Source organism: Nostoc sp. CCY 9925 (assembly GCF_963920935.1).
Classification (GTDB): Bacteria; Cyanobacteriota; Cyanobacteriia; order Cyanobacteriales; family Nostocaceae; genus Nostoc.
Genome location: NZ_CAWUDO010000034.1, coordinates 61,052 through 81,301 on the forward strand (window position 1 = coordinate 61,052; position 20,250 = coordinate 81,301).

The window sequence follows — 20,250 nt, forward strand, 5'->3', positions numbered from 1 at the left end:
AGTTAGAGAAGGTATCAGCTTATCTAATATTGTCTTTAAAAAGAAAAACGCGTTGAAAGCATTAGGAATGAAGCTTAACTGTACTGTAGTATACTACATCTAAATAATAATCCTGTGTTTAATAGTTTAATAGTTGAAAGCAGTGTGAAAAAAATCCTGATTTTGTCAGCCAATCCGCAAAATACAGAAAAGCTACGCCTGGATGAAGAAGTACGGGAAATTCAGGCTGGTTTGGAACGTGCTAGAAGCCGAGATCGGTTTGAAATTATCACCAGATGGGCAGTCCGGACTGATGATTTACGCCGTGCGCTTTTGGATCACGAACCGGAAATTGTTCACTTTTCTGGGCATGGGGCTGGAAATCAGGGTTTGGCCTTAGAAAATAATGTAGGGCAAATGCAACTGGTGAGTACAGCTTCACTGGCAAGGCTATTTAAGTTATTTAAAAATCAGGTTGAGTGTGTGCTATTGAATGCTTGCTATAGCGAGGTACAAGCTGAAGCCATTCATCAACACATTGATTGTGTAGTGGGCATGAATCAGGCAATTGGCGATCGGGCGGCGATTAAATTTGCCGTTGGTTTTTATGATGCACTGGGCGCTGACAGAAGCTATGAAGATGCTTATGAGTTTGGCTGTAGTGCGATTGATTTAGAAAGTATTCCTGAGTCTGCAACTCCAATTTTGAAAAGCCGCAACAAGCCAAAAGATAGCCCAGGGATTGCACAACAGCGCCAGCCAGAACAGATTCCCCAAAACTCAATACCGACAGTAACAGTAATCTCTCTAGAAAATCCAGAAGGGCAAGTACCTCTAGATTCTGCTTTTTATGTTGAGCGTCCCCCAATTGAAACAGACTGTTACGAAACTATTCTCAAGCCAGGTGCTTTAATTCGGATCAAAGCTCCTCGGCAGATGGGCAAAACCTCCTTAATGACGCGAATTCTGAGTCACGCTCATCAAAATAATTATCAAAGTGCATCTTTAAACTTTCAATCAGCCGATGCAGAATTTCTCAATAGCTTGGATTTATTTTTACAGTGGTTTTGTGCCAGCATTACTAACGAATTGAATTTACCAGATAAACTCAGTGATTATTGGAAAGGAGTTTTGGGTAGCAAAAATAAATGTACAAATTACTTTCAACGGTATTTATTACCTGCAATTAATAGTCCTATTGCTTTGGGTTTGGATGAAGTGGATGAAGTTTTCAAACATCCGATAATTGCTGCCGATTTTTTTGGATTGCTGCGGGCTTGGCATGAGCGCTCAAAAAATGAAGTACTTTGGAAAAATCTCAGGTTAGTAATTGCTCATTCTAAAGAAGTTTACATTCCACTTAATATTAATCAGTCACCTTTTAATGTGGGTTTACCAATTGAATTACCAGATTTGAATCAAATACAAGTACAAGATTTAGTCAAGCGTCACAGCATAAATTGGTCTGATTCACAGGTGGAAGAGTTGAGAAAGTTGGTGAATGGTCATCCTTATTTAGTGCGGATGGCGCTTTATGAAATTGCCCGTGGTAGGATGACGCTGCCAAAACTACAGCAAATTGCAGCCACAGAGGAAGGTCCTTACAGCGATCATTTGCGCCGCCATTGGCTGAATTTGCAAATAGATCCAGAATTACTGGATGCAATTCAACAAGTGGTGACAGCAGATTCTCCTGTGGATGTGGGAGCAGAAGCAGCATTTAAACTCCGCAGTATGGGGGTGGTAAAATTTCAGGGTAATGAAGTGATACCTTTATGTGATTTGTATAGACAGTATTTTTGCGATCGCCTGGGAATTAACAATTAAGAAATTACATTAGGAGGTATGAAAGACTTTTATTTTGAACCACTATTAAAGTAAAAAGGTATAAATTCATGGTTCAAGTTATTCTAGGCAAAAGATATCACCTTAACCGAACTCCTTGAGCAATTTAACCTACAACTTGCAGTTTAAAGCGCCTAGCTGATTTAATTCGTAATTCGTAATTCGTAATTAATAAATAATGTCTTTTTCCTACTCCCCAGTCCCCAGTCCCTATAAATAGCCTATGACGCAGTATCAGTATCAAGTCGGGGGTAGTCTGCCTCAAGATGCGCTAACCTACGTTAGAAGGCAAGCTGACTATGATTTTTATGAAGGCTTAAAAGCTGGGGAGTTTTGTTATGTTCTCAACTCACGGCAGATGGGGAAATCTAGTTTGCGCGTGCAGGTGATGAAGCAATTGCAGGAAGAGGGTTTTGCCTGTGCTGCTATTGATATTACAGCGATCGGCACGGCAGATATTACCCCAGAAGAGTGGTACGCGGGGGTAATTGATACGCTGGTGGGGAGTTTTAATATTTACAATGAGTTTGATTTAGATACTTGGTGGACTGAGAACGGGTTGCTGTCACCAGTGCAGCGGTTTAGCAAGTTTATTGAAACGGTTTTACTCAAAATAATTACTGCAAAGATAGTTATTTTTATTGATGAAATAGATAGTATTCTCAGCCTTTCCTTCAACTTGGATGACTTTTTTGCTGTGATTCGGGATTGCTATAACCGACGCGCTGACTATCCTGATTATCATCGTCTCACCTTTGCTTTGATTGGGGTGTCTACGCCTTCAGATTTGATTCAAGACAAACGCCGCACACCTTTTAATATTGGACGGGCAATTGATTTAACTGGCTTTCAACTCCAAGAGGCGCAACCCTTAGCCCAAGGATTAGCAGAGGTGGGCGATTCTCAAGAATTGATGCGGGTGGTGCTGGAATGGACTGGGGGACAGCCGTTTTTGACACAAAAAGTCTGTAAATTGCTGGTGCAGAGAGGACTGGAGACTAGGGATTGGGGACTAGCGACTGGGGACTGGGTAGAAGAGTTGTTACGCCAGCGGATTATTGAGAATTGGGAAGCGCAGGATGAGCCGGAGCATTTGAAGACGATTCGTGACAGAATCATGCGGAGTGGGGAACAGCGGACTGGGCGATTGTTGGGGTTGTGTCAGCAAATTTCGCAGCAGGGAGAGATAGTTGCTGATGACAGTCCCGAACAAACGGAACTGCGGCTGACGGGGTTGGTGGTGAAGCGGGAGGGAAAGCTGCGAATTTATAACCGCATTTACGCAGAGGTGTTTAAGCAGGAATGGAGTGAGAAAATCTTAGCAAAGTTGCGTCCTTACTCTGGTGCATTAAATGCTTGGGTTGAGTCGGAACGTCAAGATGAGTCGCGCTTGTTGCGGGGAAAGGCTTTGCAAGATGCTCAAGAATGGACAGTCGGTAAAAGTTTAAGCGATTTGGATTATCAGTTTTTAGCTGCTAGCCAAGAATTAGAAAAGCGCGATGTGCAGAAACGGCTGGAGGCAGAGGAACAGGCAAGGCAGGTATTAGCAAAGGCAAACCATAAAGCTAATCAGCGGATTCAGATTGGCTCTGTGGTGCTAGGGTTGGCTGTAGTGGGGGTGATAGCTTCGTTAATATTGGCTCAATATCAATTGGGGCAGGCGCGGCAAGCACAAGCTGATGTTAACAAGGCAGAATCTGACCGCAAACAAGCAATAGCCGATCAGCAGCAAGCCCTCGAACGGGTAAAAAAGGCAGAATCTGACGGTAAACAAGCAATAGCTGATGCTAATAAGGCTAAGAAACAACAGGAGCAAGCCCTAGCACGGGCAAAAAAAACTGATGACGATGCAAAAAAAACTCGAACTGAAGCACAACAATCCGTTTTAGCAGCGCAGTCTAAGAGTAAAATCGCCCGCGAACAGCTACAAAAGGCACTCAAAGCAACAGAACTGGCAGAACGAAAAAAACAAAAAGCAGAGGCATCTCAAAAACAGGCAGAAGCAAAAACACAGATTACACGGGAAGGTGCAAAACTGGAAGGGTTATTTGTCCAAGCTTTAGCACAATTTGAGTTGGATCGGGTAAAAGCTTTGCTAGCAGCAATAAAATACGGAAATGATTTCAAAGCCTTACTAGAGAAAAATCATCTGCAAACACTCGACTTTGAAGCTAATCCAGTGCTAGCTTTACAAATCATCTTTGAAAATATGCCGCAAGTGCTAAGGCATCAGTATCCGGTTACCAGCGCCAGTTTTAGCCCTGATGGTCAGTATATTATCACTACCTCCAGTGACAATGTTGGTCACTTATGGAAAATGGGACGGCAAATTTACAGCTTAAAAGGTCATCAAGGTATTGTCTACAATGCCAGTTTCAGCCCTGATGGAAAATACATTGTCACAACTTCATCTGATAAGACCGCTAGAGTTTGGGACTTGACAGGACAGCAAATTTCCATCCTCAAAGGGCATGAGGGCATGGTCTGGAGTGCCAATTTTAGCCCTGATGGAAAATACATTGTCACAACCTCATCTGATAAGACCGCCCGAGTTTGGGACTTGACAGGACGGCAAATTTCTATCCTCAAAGGGCATGAGGGCATGGTCTGGAGTGCCAATTTTAGCCCTGATGGAAAATACATTGTCACAGCTTCCGGTGACAAGACTGCTCGAGTTTGGGACGAGTTGACGGGAAAGAAAATTGCTTTGTTTCGAGAGCATAAGAGCGCCGTCTATAGTGCCAGTTTTAGCCCAGACGGAAAATCTATCGTTACAGCTTCCGGTGACAAAACCGTACAGAAATGGGAATGGAAGCAATACCTGCAAGAAAAGGAAGATCCACAGACACCATCTAAGGAAAGCGAAGAAAAAAAATGGGGAATTACACTTGATGATATTGTCTGGAGCGCCAGTTTTAGCACTGATGGAGAGCGCATTATCACTGCCTCCCGCGACGGTACTGCCCGAGTGTGGGACTTGACAGGAAAGGAGATTACTACTTTGAAAGGGCATCATGGCACGGTTTGGAGTGCTAGTTTTAACCGCCATGGGCAACGCATTGTCACAGCCTCATCTGATAAGACTGCTTTGGTTTGGTTGCAGCAAGAACAGAATGCTTTAAATAACTATCTCAGTAGTGCTAATGATGAATCCAAGAAAGAGAACACTTTTTTAAATGACAAAATTGTCAAAGTAGAAACTTTAGAAAAACTATTAAATCAGAGTTGTGAATGGTTGCAGGGCTATTTACCATATGCAGCTGATATGAGTAATGGCGACGTGAGCGTTCGAGTTAGCCAAAGCCAAAATCGGATGCAAGAAGTTCGTCAAATCTGCGGATTTGCCTCAGAAATAGTACCTTCTCAAACATCAACTACTACAGTGAGTAAGCCTTCTAAGACCGGAATTGTAGTAGTTATTGACCCTGGACATGGCATGACCCCAGACACGGGTTCGAGAGGCATTTATGAACTGCGAGAAGAGGATGTAGTTCTACCTATTAGCAAAAAAATAGCAGAGATTTTAGAGCAAAGTGGTGTGTCGGCAGTACTAACACGGGATGCAGAATATGTCTCGTCTAGCGTCACAGACAGCCTCTCCTATAGAGTAGAAATGGCAAATCGAGTTAGCGCAACCTTGTTTATTAGCGTTCACGCAAATGTATTCAACGGACAAGCTAATGGTATTGAAATATATGCTACTTCAGATGATAGTAAGCGTCTAGCTGAAATAGTTCTTGATAAAATTATTAAGGTTAGTGGCTTATCTAACAGGGGAGTAAAAAATACTGGTTTTTATATTTTAAAGAAAAACACTATCCCAGCTATTTCAGTACTAACAGGTTTTATCGATAATGCAAAAGATGTTGCTGTATTAACTAATCCAGATTCACAAAATAAGATGGCCGAAGCGATCGCTCGTGGTATTCTCCAGTATTTAGGAGAAAAGTAGATAGTTAACTCAAATGGGAATACCCATCGATGGGCTATTGTGGAGCGATGCCTGCCACAACACTAAGCTTAAATTTCTGGCTGCTGCGTTGATGTCCGTGTCTCCCGTTCAAGAAGAGTGCGTTTGCGTTCCACGCCCCATCGATAGCCCGACAATGCGCCGTCATGACGCACAACACGATGGCAAGGAATCGCTACTGCTAAGGGATTTGCACCGCAGGCTTGGGCAACTGCCCGAACTGATTTCGGCAAACCGATGGACTTGGCGATGTCCGTATAGCTTGCCGTCGAACCGTGCGGAATCTTCTGTAACGCTTGCCACACGCGCTGCTGGAAGGCAGTACCGCGGATATCGAGAGGCAAGTCCAGCCCCAATGCTGGCACTTCAACAAAGCCCACAACTTTCGAGACGAGTTCCTCGAACTCGGCATCGCCACCGATGAAATTGGCCTGTGAGAATCTGTCTTGCAAATGGCGTGTTAGTGCGTCTGGTTCGTCGCCCAGAAAAATGGCGCAGATCCCGCGATCGCTTTTGGCAACGAGGATCGATCCCAAAGAGCATTCGCCGACAGCGAAGTGTATGTCTGTATCAGCGCCACCAGCGCGATAGTTTGAAGGTGTCATACCCAATACTCGATCTGATGTTTCGTAGAACCGTCCGTTGGAATTGTATCCGGCGTTGTAAATTGCCTCCGTCACCGTACCGCTTTTCTTGAGCGTTTTCCGCACGCGGTTCTGGCGATGAGCCGCCGCGTATTCTTTCGGTGTCAGTCCAGTAATTGCCTTGAACACACGGTGGAAGTGATACTTACTCAATCCCACATGCTTTGATAGTTGTTCCAGACTCGGCATCTCCTGAGATTTCTCAATGAGTCGGCAAGCGATCGCAATTTTTGCTAGCTGCTGTTCCTTCGCCGAGTCCCGATCCGGCTTACAACGCTTACACGGGCGGAACCCAGCTTTCTCGGCATCCTTGCAGGTTGCATGGAAGCGCACATTTTCCGGTCGCGCCAGACGCGCGGCACACGATGGACGGCAGTACACGCCGGTAGTCTTAACTGAGTAGTAGAATTTGCTATCCGCCTGAGGATCGCGAGCGACAACGGATACCCAACGGGCATCGTTCTCCGTTACCGCTGCCAGTTGGGCGTTTTTCGCTGAGATGTTCATATGCGTTCGTTTTAACGATTCGCGTTCAGAATACTAATCTAACAGCGGTTCTTGTTCCCAACACTCCGCTTCTTGCTTTCAAATTCGTGTGGGTTTGGAGAGACTACAGATGTATACTAGACCTGCTTTGAAAATAGGAACTGGGGATTGGGGACTGGGGAAGAAATATTTTCATTCCTTCGTTGTGCTCGCGTAGCGTGCGCTTTGCGCTCACCGTGTTCATGGAGTCTCTTGCAAAAGTCCCTAAACCCCACCCACAACCCCTCTTTGCTTGCAGGGCTACGGTGTACACACATCTGTGTAGGAAACCAAAATCCTTGTAGATCCGTCATTATCCTCCTTAAAAAGGAGGACTTTGAGAGGTTTTTGCCCGCCTTTCCAAGGCAGGGCTGTTTCATTTTATTTCAAACACAATTTGTCAAGATGGTCAGCGAGAAAAATTGTAAGTGAGAGTGACGACCAGATGAACTTTTAAGCACTTAAACAACAGTAAAATTGTTCATTTTATCGGCACGTTGGTAACAAAATAATCAATCTTTAATTGCTATAACCCTTGATTTTTCAGGCTATTTAGGGAATGAAACAGCCCTGCTTGGAAAAGGGGGGTTGGGGGGATCAAAAGTCTGCGGGGCAACTCTAGAAGACTTGTGTGTACACCGTAGGCTTGCGGGGAGGGGAGCGTTTGCTGCCTTCAAATGCGGAGTGGGGTTCTTTATTTTTGATTTATGCAAGATGTATACTAGACCTCTTGCAAAAGTAACTTTTGCAAGAGGGGGGAAAGGGAAAAGGTTAAAGGGAAAAGGGTTTTTATGAGCCGCTTTCCCCTTTACCCCTTACCCTTTTCCCCACTTCTGCAAGAAGTCTACTGTATACCCCACTTTCATTAGATATCTTGCTGATATTCTTCTAATAATTGCGGGATGTAATCATAGCCATCTACACCAATAAGGGCAATGATTTTAGAGCGATGTTGCTGTAAGAATTTTTGGAAAACTTCTGCTCCTATTTGTCCCTGTAAAATTGTCAGTAACCCTGCTGGTTGACGCCATTCACGAGAAGCAATTTGGTTCAAAAGATACATTCCTAAACTACCTGTGTAAATAGTTTTCTCGGCATTTTGTAAATGATAATAAGCTTCTCCTAAATAAGCTAAATTCCGTCCTTGGAGATACAAATCACCGGAAAATTGCGCTATTTTAAAACCTTCTTCCAGGTATTTAATTGCTGTTTCGTGTTGTCCAATTACTAAATAAGCAATTCCTAAGCTGCTGACACATAAGGCTTTACTTGGAATATCGCCTAATTTTTCTGATAACTTTAAACCTTGTTCCAAATAGTTAATCGCTGATTCATAGGTTTCTGGTTCTATGTTTTCCAGTTGCTGAGCCTGCATGACTTCGCTGTAGCCTAAATTTACCAGCGCGTTTGCTTCTCCTGTTTTATCGCCTGCTTGCCGACTCAGTATTAATCCTCGTTGACTATAGTTAATTGCCTCGGCATAATTTTGCTGTTGTACGTAGGTACGGCTGAGGTGGTTGAGATTGGCAATTTCACAGGGGCGATCGCCTGCACTCCTAGCTATCTCCAAGGCCTGCTGGTGAAAGTCTACAGAGCGCTGATATTGTCCCAAAGCACGCTGAGAATAACCTAAAAGTGTCAAAATCCGGGCTTTCTCCTGGGTTCCATCCACAGTTCGCAGTGGTTCATCCAAATAATCTAGAGTGTTGCGGAGATAACTGCCAGAAAAGGAGGCAAAAATGCCGCCGTAAAGGGGAAAATATGAGCGTTGGGCAAAGGTTCGCAAAATCTGGAGCATAATTTGAGAACAAGCATCGCTATATCCTGCACCAATGCTCTGAAAACCGCTTGCTAACTGACTCCAAATCACTGCGAAGGTCAAAAAAGTGGAAATGGACAACCTTGGCCCGGCTTTCACATCGTAAGCTTGTTGGTCAAACCAGTTTATTAAGCCCCGTTGCAAATATTGTAAAATCAACGCCATTTCTACCCAATCTCTGAGGGTGATACCCCGCTGCTGTTCGGCAAATTGAATTGCAGATTCCTCCATCGCTAAGGTGCGAAACAGCGCTTGGGGTAACTCACTATTAACTTGCTTCGCCCAACTCGCCCAAGGGCCGCGTTCACCTGGTACACCGCCAAATCCTAAAGATTCTCTTTGCTCATACATCCAACTGAGCAAATTCTCTTGTAGGTGTTGCCAAGAAGCTAAACCACGGGTAATACCTTCAGAAAATTGTTGTAAATCGGCATCTAGCTGGGCAAATTGCTGTAATGATTTTGATAGCTGCTGTAACTGTGGCAAATTTAGCGGATACTTCTGATTGGGGTCAGTGACACGGACAAATGCTGCCAGACGCTCATTAGCAGAAGCTGTAGTAATTTCTGTAACTGCAAAAGCGATCGCTTCTGTGGCTTTGTTTTGCTCTTGCCAGCGTTGCCATTGAGTTTGAATGGTTTTAATGGCTCTCAAACTGCGAGTAGCTTTAGCTTTTTTAAGTTCGTCTTTTTCGCTATCTACTTGGCTTTGGAGAACATTTAGGCGATCGCTCAAAGCTAGCTCAAACACTTCCCCTGTACCAGAAGTGATGTTTTTAACCAGCATTTGATACACCTGTTCCACAGAGCTAATTTTGCCCTTGAGGGTAGTTTCGACAATTTCATCGATTAAGGCAAGATAGCGATCGCGCAATGGCAGAGAGTCTGACACTTTGGCTACTAGGAAACGTCACGTCAATTCTAATTCTAGTCTTCGGAGTGGAGAGTGTGGGGAGATGGGGAGATGAGGGAGACGCGGGGACACGGAGAAAAAGCTAATGACTAATTAATTCCTTTTAATAGATAAGTCATCATTTCTCCTTTACCTTTAACTTTAATTAAACCTCGTTCTTCCAATAGATATTTATGTTTTAGAAGCTGATAACTTGCTTCACAAACTTGGATACTACCAGCTATGCCGTGTGATTCCATGCGACTAGCTGTATTGACTGTATCTCCCCAAAGGTCGTAGGCGAACTTTTTCAAACCAATTACTCCTGCTACTACTGGACCTGTGCTAATGCCGATGCGAATGCGAAAAGATTGGTTATTTTCTTCATTAAACTGAGCTACAGCATTTTGCATATCCAACGCCATGTTAGCTATGGCGATCGCATGATTATTAGATTGATTTGGCAACCCAGCAACGGCCATATATGCATCGCCAATCGTCTTGATTTTTTCCACTCCATGACGTTCTGCTAACTGGTCAAATAAACAGAATATTGTATTTAATAAATCAACTAATTCCGCAGGAGATGTCCTAGCTGAAAGTTCTGTAAAACCAACAATATCAGCAAATAATACAGTAACTTCCAGAAAACTATCAGCAATAGTTGTAGGCTGTTGTTTTAATTGTTCGGCAATCATCGCTGGCAAAATATTTAGTAGCAGCCTTTCTGATTTTTGCTGGGCTACCTCCATTGCTTTACGGGCGTCGAATTCATTTTTTTGTAATCGTTCATATAAATAAACAGAAAAAACACAAATTATGCAAGTCCAAAAAAAATATATGCCGCTTTCAACATAATGAGCTAAGGGATTTTCTAGTGTCGGTTTATATAATGTATATAAAACTAGATAGCAGAAAAGTGTCCCAATTTGCGATCCTAAATGCATCCACCATTTTACTGGTATCAGTGTAGCTTGAGTTAAAAACATTAAATTCCAGAGATTGTTTGTCGGTTCAAAATCATTAAATAGCAGCGCTATATCAATTTGAACAACACAAGTTACAGACCAGCATAAGCTTAAAAAAATTAAATCTGGATGACGGCGGCCTATGGAATTTTTACATAAAGCCCAACAAATAAAAATGAATAATTCAACTATAAAACCAATCTTAAAAGCGTATATTTTGCCTTCTACCTGTGAATTTATCCAAAGGAAAAAAGCGATTAAAGTCAAACCAGCAATCAGCATAATCTGAGCCTGCAATTGTAGTCGCTTGAGCAGGAAGCGCTGTCGCTGTTCTTTGTAGGATTTGTCAAAGTTATTGCTTAATTGCCAATGGGGCATCCCTTGACTCATGAGCGCATCTAGTTGAGTTTTGTCAGAGTTATTTGGATGAATCATGCACTTTTTACGTTATTAGTAATCAATGGACTAGAGAATGGGGCATAGGGCATGGGGCATAGAGAATAGAAATAATTACCGATGCTCAATGCTCAATGCTCAATGTCCAATGCCCAATGCCCAATGCCCAACAATTATGGCTCGTACCCCAACATTAACTTTCGATCGCGGCACACTCATTTTGCATCCACCACCACGTGGCAAAGCTTGGATGGACTACGCCACATGGGATGATAGAGTTGAAAAATTCCGCATTCCAGCGATTAGATACCGATCGCTGGTGGAAGCACTACAAGCGGAAGATGTGAACTTTATCGATGAAGCAAAGGAGTTTTATCCTCTAGATTTGGTTTCTAGTTTGGAAATGGAACCTTATCCTCATCAGAGTGAAGCCCTAGCAGCTTGGAAAGTAGCGGGTAGGCAGGGGGTGGTTGTGCTTCCCACGGCGGCGGGAAAGACTTATTTAGCACAAATGGCGATGCAGTCAACCCCCCGCACGACGCTGATTGTAGTGCCAACTTTGGATTTAATGCATCAGTGGTATGCACATTTAGTGGCGGCTTTCCCGGATGCTGAGGTGGGATTGCTGGGGGGTGGTTCGCGGGATAAGACAGCGATTCTCGTGGCGACTTACGATAGTGCCGCAATTCACGCGGAAGCTATCGGAAATCAATATGCTTTGATTGTTTTTGATGAATGTCATCACTTACCAACAGATTTTAATCGGGTGATTGCGGAATATGCGATCGCACCCTATCGCTTGGGACTTTCTGCAACACCAGAACGCACCGATGGCAAACATGCTGATTTAAATATTCTCATTGGTCAAGAAGTATATCGCAAACGCGCTGAAGATTTAGCGGGGAAGGCGTTAGCAGAACACGAAATTGTCCAAATTAAGGTCAAGTTATCGCAAAATGAACGAGAAAGATACAACCAATTAATTCAAACTCGCAACGACTTTTTAAAGCAATCTCGTATTTCTTTGGGCAGTCTTCAAGGTTGGCAAATGTTCGTGCAAATGAGTGCGCGATCGCAAGCTGGACGTAGAGCTATGTTAGCGCATCGCGAAGCCAAAGATATTGCTTTGGGTACTGATGGGAAGTTGCGAATTTTAGCTAATTTATTGGCAGAACATTATCCGGCAAGAATTTTAATTTTTACTGCTGATAATTCTACGGTTTATCGCATTTCTCAAGAGTTACTAATTCCGGCAATTACCCATCAAACGCCTGTGAAGGAACGCCATGAAATATTAACAAAGTTTCGTGAGGGTACGTATAACACTTTGGTTGCTTCTCATGTGTTGAATGAAGGTGTTGATGTGCCGGCGGCTTCTGTGGCAATTATTTTATCGGGAACGGGTTCGGCTAGAGAGTATACTCAGCGCTTGGGGAGGATTTTACGGAAGGGAAATATTGAGAATAAACAGGCGATTTTGTATGAGGTGGTGGCGGAGGATACGAGTGAAGAGGGGACTTCGGCGAGGCGGAGAGGGGAGAGTGGGGGACAAGGGGAGAAGAAGGGGAATTTGCAGGTTGTGTATGGGAGTGGGAAGGGAAGGAGTTTGAAGGCGGCGGAACAGTTAGAAATTAATTATTCAACTGGAAGTTCAAAATCTAAAATCAAAAATTCAGATGTTACCGACAGATTTACTGATGCATCGCCAAAACGGGGAAGAGATCATCCCGAAGAGACTGAAGATTGATCGGCAAACTTCGGAGTTGGCGATTGAGTTAATTAATTATTTTCAATCAGCAGTGGGGAAAACTCAGGGTATGCTTGAGCGACAACTGACTGATTTTGAAGGAGATTCGACAGATTATCGAGTGAAGCGGGGATTAGCTTATATTCTCAAAAGCAGTTTTTGTACTTTTGAGGTGGTTAGTCCTTTAGAACCACAAATGTTAAGAGAACGGGTGTTTTCTCTGGCTGCAAAGTCTGTTTCTAGTCGGGAATCCACACAAGTTACTTTGACGAAAGTTGCTGATGAGTTAACTCAAGAACTTGAACGGGAAGTGTTACCAGAACAGGTTCGCAATGGATTATATGCTGATTTATCTGAGAATAAAATTTTGACGGTTTTTGATGCACCAACAGCGCCAGATTTGTTAAATCGCTATAACTTATCTCAGGTGCAGGGTGTGTTTTATAAAGCAAGTCAGTTGGTGTTAAATGCTCATCGGAATGTTCCGGGAGAATATAAGCTGTTATTTCGTTATTTAAAGTTGTTTCAATTGATGGCTTATATTGAAGGTGATGCTGACCACGGATTTACAATTACAATAGATGGTCCGACGAGTTTGTTTAATCCTAGTACGCGATATGGCTTGGCGATCGCTAAACTCATTCCCGCTTTACTTCACGTTACAAAATGGAGTCTTTCTTCAATTCTCCAAACCCGTGACGTTTATACAAATACTTGGAAAACTGGACGTTTTACTCTGAATTCCGAATGTGGTTTAGTATCTCATTATCCACCAGGAAAGCCTTACGATAGTATGCTAGAAGCATCCTTCGCTGATAAATGGGATGCCTTGAAAAGTGGTTGGGCTTTAGAGAGAGAAGTTGATTTGATACCAATTCCTGGTAGTGTGATGATTCCTGATTTTCGCTTAGTGCATCCTGATGGACGCACTTTCTTATTAGAAATTGTTGGTTATTGGCGTCCAGAATATTTACAAAAGAAGTTTTCTCAGGTGCGGCGTGCTGGACGAGATGATTTGATTTTGGCTATTTCCGAACGACTTAATTTAGAAAAGGCGGGAGTAAAATTAAATGATGTCCCCGCCAGAATTGTTTGGTTTAAAGATAAATTATTGCCAAAAGCTGTCTTAGCTGTGATGGATTGAACAAGTAAATCGTAGGGTGCGTTACGGCTTTAGCCTAACGCACCGCCATACATTATATCAATTGAGGTGCGTTGCGCTTTGCGACAACGCACCCTACTAATCACTTTGAACGAGGAGAAATGAGATGAAAGCTATAGAAACAATTGCTACAGTTACCAAAGATGGTAAGATTACAGCGCAGTTACCATTGGATATTCCAGAGGGTGAGCATCAGGTGGTAATAGTAATTGATGAAAAGCCTTTGGCTAAACAAGAACAGAACAAACAAAAGAAAGCGCCTCTCAAATTTTCCGCCTATCCTGTAGGATTAGTCTCGGAAAGTTTAACCTTCCGCAGAGAAGACCTTTATGCAAACGACTAATAACTCTGTTTTCATCGATACAAATATTTTAGTTTATGCAAATTTAGCCTTGTCACCATTTCATGTACAAGCTAAAGAACGACTTCAAGCATTTACAGAACAAGGTATTGATTTATGGATTAGTCGCCAAACTTTGAGAGAATATTTGGCAGCCATGACAAGACGAGGCGACTTAACTGGGAACATTCCTATTGCATCTTTAGTGGCAGATGTACAGTATTTTGCTAGTTATTTTCGCTTGGTTGAAGATAATTTACTCGTGACAGAAAGTTTACTAACACTTATGGAGGAAATTCCTAGCGGTGGTAGGCAAGTTCATGATGCAAATATTGTTGCGACGATGCTAGTTTATGGCATTCCTCAATTATCCACTCACAACACAGGTGATTTTGCTGGATTTTCAAGATTAATTACTGTGTTGCCATTACAAAATTAGACTGCTTGGTATTTTGCAATCCCACTCACGAACTCCAAACACTTCTGCGTTGCCAATATTGGGCGACTCTTTTTTCCCACTCTTCCCAGTAATCTTTAATCATTGCTGGTTCAAACCAAAATACCTCGGCTGGCATCTCTGGAATTGCTACTACCAACAAAGCATGATTTAGCTGAATGCCATAATCTCGATAATAGTTGTTAATTGCTCCAATGTATGCTGTAAGTTGCAGTGGATGTTCGTATAAACGCTCAATTGAACCTTTAGGTTTGTCTGCTGTTTTCCACTCGCAAATACAGGGGATGCCTTGATAACTGGCAATACAATCCACTTTGCCAGAATAGCTCAAATCGTAATGAAAAACGGAGCCTTCTACGAGTCTCACTGTGTCGATTTCTTCTAAAACTGGCTTAATACTTTCCCAATAAGGGCGACTACCTTCGGGACAAACAGGATTTTGTCCAAGGAGGTAGCGCTCAATTTGTTTGTGTGTTTGGGTTCCCCGACGACTGGCATTTGTAGATATGCGGTTGGCTTCTTCTGTTCCAACACGCGTTTTCCAATTTAATAATCTGTCTCTATCTTCTTGGGGTTTGGTGACATTAAGTATTGTGGTGACGCTAGGCAAGCGGTTTCCTTTGGCGTCTACATAATATTGTTTACCATTTTCTCTCAGGGATTTACTATTAATTTGAGGTAGCAGTTGGGTATCAAATTGCATCAGTTTTTGTGTTGGCTTTGTGATTCTCTTTTGTAGGCAAGTGAATAAAACCCCATTCCATTGTAAGAAATAGGCTTGAAGATAAGCGTTTGTAAGATTGCAAAATGTGACTTTTACTTCAAATCATCCGCGTCTATCTCCTTTGATTCCAGCAATTTTTGCATAGGCGTAGCACATCGGATACATCGCTCACTTAAAATGTATTAAACTCAAGTTTGTAACTCGGCGATATTCCGTCTGTTGCATCACCCGCTATAGGTTAGAAACCTATGGCTAATAGCTAAAGTCTTCTCAAGAAGACTGAGAGTGGATTTGTGCTAAGCTAATGAGCATTTAAGTTGCATAAAACCAGGGCTGGAGCCGCTTCCTACAAGCAAATCACTCTGGAAAAATGAATGACGATTAGCTTATCGGCCTTGCAATTGATTGCAAGGTGGGATATGGGGTTAATTACTAAATGTGTGTACTTTCCGAAATAGACACAATTGCATTTGTATCTTCAAGTGCAATGAACTATTTCATGATTATGGAACCTGTAACACTAACGGCAGCTGCAATCACAACTTTAATTTTCTCAGAAGCTTTGAAAGAAGGTGGGAAAGCTTTAGGAAAAAGTGTTTCAGAAAAAGTTGCTCAACTATTGAGTGCTATTCGTGAAAAGTTTCAAACTGTGCAAACTGAAGGGCTACTGACACGAGCGCAAGAAAATCCAACAGATAAGAATACCTCAAAGTTCCAAGATGAATTGGAAACGCAAATGGAGGAAGATAAAGTCTTTGCTAACCGCTTGGAAGAATTAATGACGCAGCTTAAATCGAATGAAACGATTAATCAAATTGTTCTCAAGGGAGTTAGGGTAACGGGTAAGGCTAAAGTCGGCAATATAGATTTAGTAGCTACAAGAGACGGTTCTGTGAATCAAGAAGCGCTAGTTGATTCTCAATTTAGCGACGATCTTGACGTTGGTAATGTGAACATCAAAGCCTAAAATCATGAACGATCGCCCTAACTTTGAGAAAATACAGCAGAGTGCGTTTAACAATGTTCAAGCCCACGATATCACAGTTGGCAGCATTACCCAAATTGTAAACCAGGGTAAAACTCCGAAAGCAAAAGGTATTCCGCAAAATTTACCCATGAGTGGAGTGGTGAAGTTTGTTGGACGTGAAGCTGAGCTGCAAAACCTCCACCAGATGTTACAGGAAAATAATCAGGTGGCGATTGCAGCGATCGCTGGCATGGGTGGTGTTGGTAAAACAGAACTGGCCTTACAATATGCAATAGCTCACCGTGAAAACTACAAAGGTGGAATTTGCTGGTTGCTGGCAAAGACTGGAGATGTCGGCATTCAAGTTGTGCAGTTTGCGAGAACGCAACTTGACTTAAACCCACCAGAAGATTTAACAGAAGATCCTCAAAATAAATTACTCGCCCAAGTAGAATATTGCTTTCGCCATTGGCGTGAGGGTGATGTGCTGCTAGTGTTGGATGATGTCGCGGTATATAAGGAAGTCAAGCCTTATTTACCATCGTCATCTCCACGGTTTAAAGTGCTGATGACTACGCGATTACGTTTAGGAGCATCCATTAAGCAATTATCTCTGGATGTATTGCAACCAGAAGCAGCCCTAGAGTTATTCCAGTCACTCATTGGCGCAGAACGGTTACAAAAAGAGCTTGATGTTGCTAAGTCTCTGTGTAAATGGCTGGGATATTTGCCTTTAGGGTTGGAATTAGTAGGGCGGTATCTATGTCAAGAAGGGCAACAAGACCTCTCCTTAGTAAAAATGTTGCAACGCTTGGAGAAAAAGCGACTAGAACAAACCGCCCTTGTTGAGCCAGAAGACGATATGACAGCACATCTGGGCGTGCAAGCAGCTTTTGAGTTGAGTTGGCAGGAATTAAAAGACACAGATAAGCAAATGGGTTGTTTGCTAAGTTTATTTGCCGCCGCGCCTATACCTTGGAATTTAGTAGAACAATGTTTACCAGAGGAAGACGAGGAAGATTTAGAGGAAATCAGAAATAATAAACTCCTGAAACTGCATTTGCTCCAGCGTCAAGGTGAGGAAACCTACCAATTGCATCCCCTACTGCGGGAGTTTTTCCAATATAAGCTTACAGATTTAGAACAGGCAGAGGAATTAAAGCGTTCCGTTTGCAAGGTAATGGTAGGAATTGCCGAAAATATTCCTTATACTCCCACCCTTGAGCAAATCAACGCTGTTTCCCCAGCTATACCTCATATAGCTGAAGTAGCGAATCATCTCATTCAATACATCAGCGATGATGATTTAATTTGGCCATTTATCGGTAACGCTTGGTTTTACAATGGTCAGGCATTGTATGAAAAAGTAGCACCTTGGTTAGAGGAGTGTCTAGAAGTCACTAAACAGCGCTTAGGAGAAGAACATCCAGATGTTGCCGCTACCCTCAACAACCTGGCACAACTCTACTACTCCCAAGGAAAATACAGCGAAGCTAAACCCCTGTACCTGCAAGCTTTAGAACTATGGCGACGCTTGCTGGGAGAGGAACATCCATCTGTTGCCACTACCCTCAACAACTTGGGACAACTCTACTACTCCCAAGGAAAATACAGCGAAGCTGAAACCCTGTACTTACAAGCTTTGGAACTATGGCGACGCCTGCTGGGAGAGGAAGATCCATTTGTTGCCACTACCCTCAACAACTTGGGACAACTCTACTACTCCCAAGGAAAATACAGCGAAGCTGAAACCCTGTACTTACAAGCTTTGGAACTATGGCGACGCCTGCTGGGAGAGGAAGATCCATTTGTTGCCACTACCCTCAACAACTTGGGACAACTCTACTACTCCCAAGGAAGATACAGCGAAGCCGAATCCCTGTATTTGCAAGCTTTGGAACTAACGCGACGCCTGTTGGGAGAAGAACATCCTAATGTTGCACTTAACCTCAATAATCTAGCAGCACTCTACTACTCCCAAGGTAGATACAGCGAACCTGAAACCCTAAACCTGCAAGCTTTGAAAATATGGCGACGCCTGCTAGGTGAGGAACATCCTAATGTTGCACTTAATCTCAACAACCTGGCTTTACTCTACTACTCCCAAGGAAGATACAGCGAAGCCGAACCTCTGTACCTGCAAGCTTTGGAAATATGGCGACGCCTGCTGGGAGAGGAACATCCTAATGTTGCACTTAATCTTAACAACCTGGCTTTACTCTATTACTCCCAAGAAAGATACACCGAAGCCGAACCTCTGTATCTGCAAGCTTTAGAACTATGGCGACGCTTGCTGGGAGAGGAACACCCTAATGTTGCACTTAATCTTAGCAACCTGGCTTTACTCTACTACTCCCAAGAAAGATACAGCGAAGCTGAACGCCTGAACCTGCAAGCTTTGGAACTAAGACGACGCCTGCTGAGTGAGGAACACCCTGATGTTGCACAAAGCCTCAACAACTTAGCGGGACTTTACGAATCTCAAAAAAGATACAGCGAAGCTGAACACATGAATCTGCAAGCTTTGGCACTCACACGCAAGTTGCTGGGAGAGGAACACCCTAATGTCGCCACTAGCCTCAACAACCTAGCGGGACTCTACGAATCGCAAAAAAGATACAGTGAAGCTGAACCCTTGTACATTCAAGCTTTAGCACTCACACGCAAGCTGCTGGGAGAGGAACACCCAGATGTCGCCACTAGCTTCAAGAACCTAGGATTACTCTACTACTTCCAAGACAGATACAGCGAAGCTGAACCCCTTTTAATCGAAGCTTTGGCACTCAGGCGCAAGTTGCTGGGAGAGGAACACCCAGATGTCGCCACTAGCCTCAACAACTTAGCGTACGTCTACGAATTCCAAGACAGATACAGCGAAGCTGAACCTCTGTACATTCAAGCTTTAGCAATCAGACGCAAGTTGCTGGGAGAGGAACACCCAGATGTCGCCACTAGCCTCAAGAACCTAGGATTACTCTACTACTTCCAAGGCAGATACAGCGAAGCTGAACCTCTGTACATCCAAGCTTTGGCACTCACACGCAAATTGCTAGGAGAGGAACACCCAGATGTCGCCACTAGCCTCAACAGCTTAGGATTACTCTACTATTTCCAAAACAGATACAGCGAAGCTGAACCTCTGTACATTCAAGCTTTAGCAATCAGACGCAAGTTGCTGCCAGAAGAACACTCAGATGTCGCCATTAGCCTTAACAACTTAGGATTACTCTACTATTCCCAAGGCGGATACAGCGAAGCTGAACCTCTTTTAATCCAAGCTTTAGCAATCAGGCGCAAATTGCTGCCAGAGGAACACCTAGATGTCGCCGCTAGCCTCAACAACTTAGGATTACTCTACTATTCCCAAGCCAGATACAGTGAAGCTGAACCTCTTTTAATCCAAGCTTTAGCACTCAGGCGCAAGTTGCTGCCAGAAGAACACTCAGATGTCGCCACTAGCCTCAACAACTTAGGATTACTCTACTATTCCCAGGGCAGATATAGCGAAGCTGAATCTTTGTACATCAAAGCTTTAGATATTTGTGAGCAACAGTTAGGAGTAAATCACTCAACTACTGTAATTATTCAAAAAAATTTAGCAGATTTGCGCGTAGGCGAAGCCCGCCGCAGGCATCGCCCCACTTCACAATAGCAAAAAACACAGCCAGCAAGCCAGCACAGCAGTTCGCCTCATCCCATAGAATTATAAAATTCAAAAGCGCGATCGCTCAAACTCAACTTTGACCTTCTGAAGCTCGACGTTGACCTTCTGAGGCTCGACGTTGACCTTCTGAGGCTCAACTTTGACCTTCTGAG

Annotated in this window: 12 protein-coding genes; 8 read left to right on the plus strand and 4 right to left on the minus strand. The window is 43.3% G+C overall.

Features of this window, described 5'->3' with window-relative positions; translation table 11 throughout:
* The first annotated feature begins 144 nt into the window (after nt 1-144).
* Nucleotides 145-1,806: an AAA-like domain-containing protein gene (locus tag ACM0OY_RS18545; RefSeq protein WP_414570328.1), complete on the plus strand. Its 1,662-nt coding sequence runs from the start codon at nt 145-147 to the stop codon at nt 1,804-1,806.
* Nucleotides 1,807-2,047: 241 nt separating this feature from the next.
* Nucleotides 2,048-5,776, plus strand: a complete 3,729-nt coding sequence (locus tag ACM0OY_RS18550) for an N-acetylmuramoyl-L-alanine amidase (protein WP_414570316.1) — start codon at nt 2,048-2,050, stop codon at nt 5,774-5,776.
* 68 nt (nt 5,777-5,844) lie between these two features.
* On the opposite strand, the gene ada is transcribed toward ACM0OY_RS18550, so the two are convergent.
* The 3 genes from ada to ACM0OY_RS18565 all read right to left on the minus strand — a co-directional run bounded on the left by ada (nt 5,845) and on the right by ACM0OY_RS18565 (nt 11,076).
* Nucleotides 5,845-6,945: a bifunctional DNA-binding transcriptional regulator/O6-methylguanine-DNA methyltransferase Ada gene (gene ada / locus ACM0OY_RS18555; protein WP_414570317.1), complete on the minus strand. Its 1,101-nt coding sequence runs from the start codon at nt 6,943-6,945 to the stop codon at nt 5,845-5,847.
* A gap of 883 nt (nt 6,946-7,828) precedes the next feature.
* Nucleotides 7,829-9,673: a tetratricopeptide repeat protein gene (locus tag ACM0OY_RS18560; RefSeq protein ID WP_414570318.1), complete on the minus strand. Its 1,845-nt coding sequence runs from the start codon at nt 9,671-9,673 to the stop codon at nt 7,829-7,831.
* A gap of 110 nt (nt 9,674-9,783) precedes the next feature.
* Nucleotides 9,784-11,076, minus strand: coding sequence for an adenylate/guanylate cyclase domain-containing protein (locus ACM0OY_RS18565; RefSeq protein WP_414570319.1), 1,293 nt, complete (start codon nt 11,074-11,076; stop codon nt 9,784-9,786).
* A 136-nt stretch (nt 11,077-11,212) separates the two neighbouring features.
* Between ACM0OY_RS18565 and ACM0OY_RS18570 the strand changes: the two genes are divergently transcribed.
* From ACM0OY_RS18570 to ACM0OY_RS18585, 4 genes are all read left to right on the plus strand, one after another.
* Entirely contained in the window at nt 11,213-12,784 is a 1,572-nt protein-coding gene (locus tag ACM0OY_RS18570) for a DEAD/DEAH box helicase (RefSeq protein ID WP_414570329.1), read from the plus strand.
* The gene (locus tag ACM0OY_RS18575; protein WP_414570320.1) at nt 12,714-13,928 is read left to right on the plus strand and encodes a DUF790 family protein; all 1,215 of its coding nucleotides are present in this window, start codon (nt 12,714-12,716) and stop codon (nt 13,926-13,928) included. The genes ACM0OY_RS18570 and ACM0OY_RS18575 overlap by 71 nt, the downstream gene beginning before the upstream one ends.
* 124 nt (nt 13,929-14,052) lie before the next feature.
* Entirely contained in the window at nt 14,053-14,289 is a 237-nt protein-coding gene (locus tag ACM0OY_RS18580; protein WP_414570321.1) for a hypothetical protein, read from the plus strand.
* Nucleotides 14,276-14,725, plus strand: coding sequence for a type II toxin-antitoxin system VapC family toxin (locus tag ACM0OY_RS18585; RefSeq protein ID WP_414570322.1), 450 nt, complete (start codon nt 14,276-14,278; stop codon nt 14,723-14,725). Before ACM0OY_RS18580 ends, ACM0OY_RS18585 begins: the two co-directional genes overlap by 14 nt.
* 25 nt (nt 14,726-14,750) lie before the next feature.
* Here the strand turns inward: ACM0OY_RS18585 and ACM0OY_RS18590 are convergent, their stop codons facing one another.
* Nucleotides 14,751-15,446, minus strand: coding sequence for an exonuclease (locus ACM0OY_RS18590; RefSeq protein ID WP_414570323.1), 696 nt, complete (start codon nt 15,444-15,446; stop codon nt 14,751-14,753).
* A gap of 526 nt (nt 15,447-15,972) precedes the next feature.
* Here ACM0OY_RS18590 and ACM0OY_RS18595 point away from each other — a divergent pair.
* Together ACM0OY_RS18595 and ACM0OY_RS18600 are read left to right on the plus strand one after the other, a co-directional pair.
* Nucleotides 15,973-16,434 (plus strand): hypothetical protein, encoded by a 462-nt coding sequence (locus tag ACM0OY_RS18595; RefSeq protein WP_414570324.1) that lies wholly within the window; start codon nt 15,973-15,975, stop codon nt 16,432-16,434.
* 148 nt (nt 16,435-16,582) lie between these two features.
* Nucleotides 16,583-20,086 (plus strand): tetratricopeptide repeat protein, encoded by a 3,504-nt coding sequence (locus tag ACM0OY_RS18600; RefSeq protein WP_414570330.1) that lies wholly within the window; start codon nt 16,583-16,585, stop codon nt 20,084-20,086.
* Nucleotides 20,087-20,250: the final 164 nt, after the last annotated feature.

Bases quoted from the DNA above. Each gene is read 5' to 3' on its own strand.
- ACM0OY_RS18550 (WP_414570316.1), top strand. From the start codon at position 2,048: ATGACGCAGTATCAGTATCAAGTCGGGGGTAGTCTGCCTCAAGATGCG.
- ada (WP_414570317.1), bottom strand. From the start codon at position 6,945: ATGAACATCTCAGCGAAAAACGCCCAACTGGCAGCGGTAACGGAGAAC.
- ACM0OY_RS18565 (WP_414570319.1), bottom strand. From the start codon at position 11,076: ATGATTCATCCAAATAACTCTGACAAAACTCAACTAGATGCGCTCATG.
- ACM0OY_RS18570 (WP_414570329.1), top strand. From the start codon at position 11,213: ATGGCTCGTACCCCAACATTAACTTTCGATCGCGGCACACTCATTTTG.
- ACM0OY_RS18575 (WP_414570320.1), top strand. From the start codon at position 12,714: ATGTTACCGACAGATTTACTGATGCATCGCCAAAACGGGGAAGAGATC.
- ACM0OY_RS18580 (WP_414570321.1), top strand. From the start codon at position 14,053: ATGAAAGCTATAGAAACAATTGCTACAGTTACCAAAGATGGTAAGATT.
- ACM0OY_RS18585 (WP_414570322.1), top strand. From the start codon at position 14,276: ATGCAAACGACTAATAACTCTGTTTTCATCGATACAAATATTTTAGTT.
- ACM0OY_RS18590 (WP_414570323.1), bottom strand. From the start codon at position 15,446: ATGCAATTTGATACCCAACTGCTACCTCAAATTAATAGTAAATCCCTG.
- ACM0OY_RS18595 (WP_414570324.1), top strand. From the start codon at position 15,973: ATGGAACCTGTAACACTAACGGCAGCTGCAATCACAACTTTAATTTTC.
- ACM0OY_RS18600 (WP_414570330.1), top strand. From the start codon at position 16,583: ATGAGTGGAGTGGTGAAGTTTGTTGGACGTGAAGCTGAGCTGCAAAAC.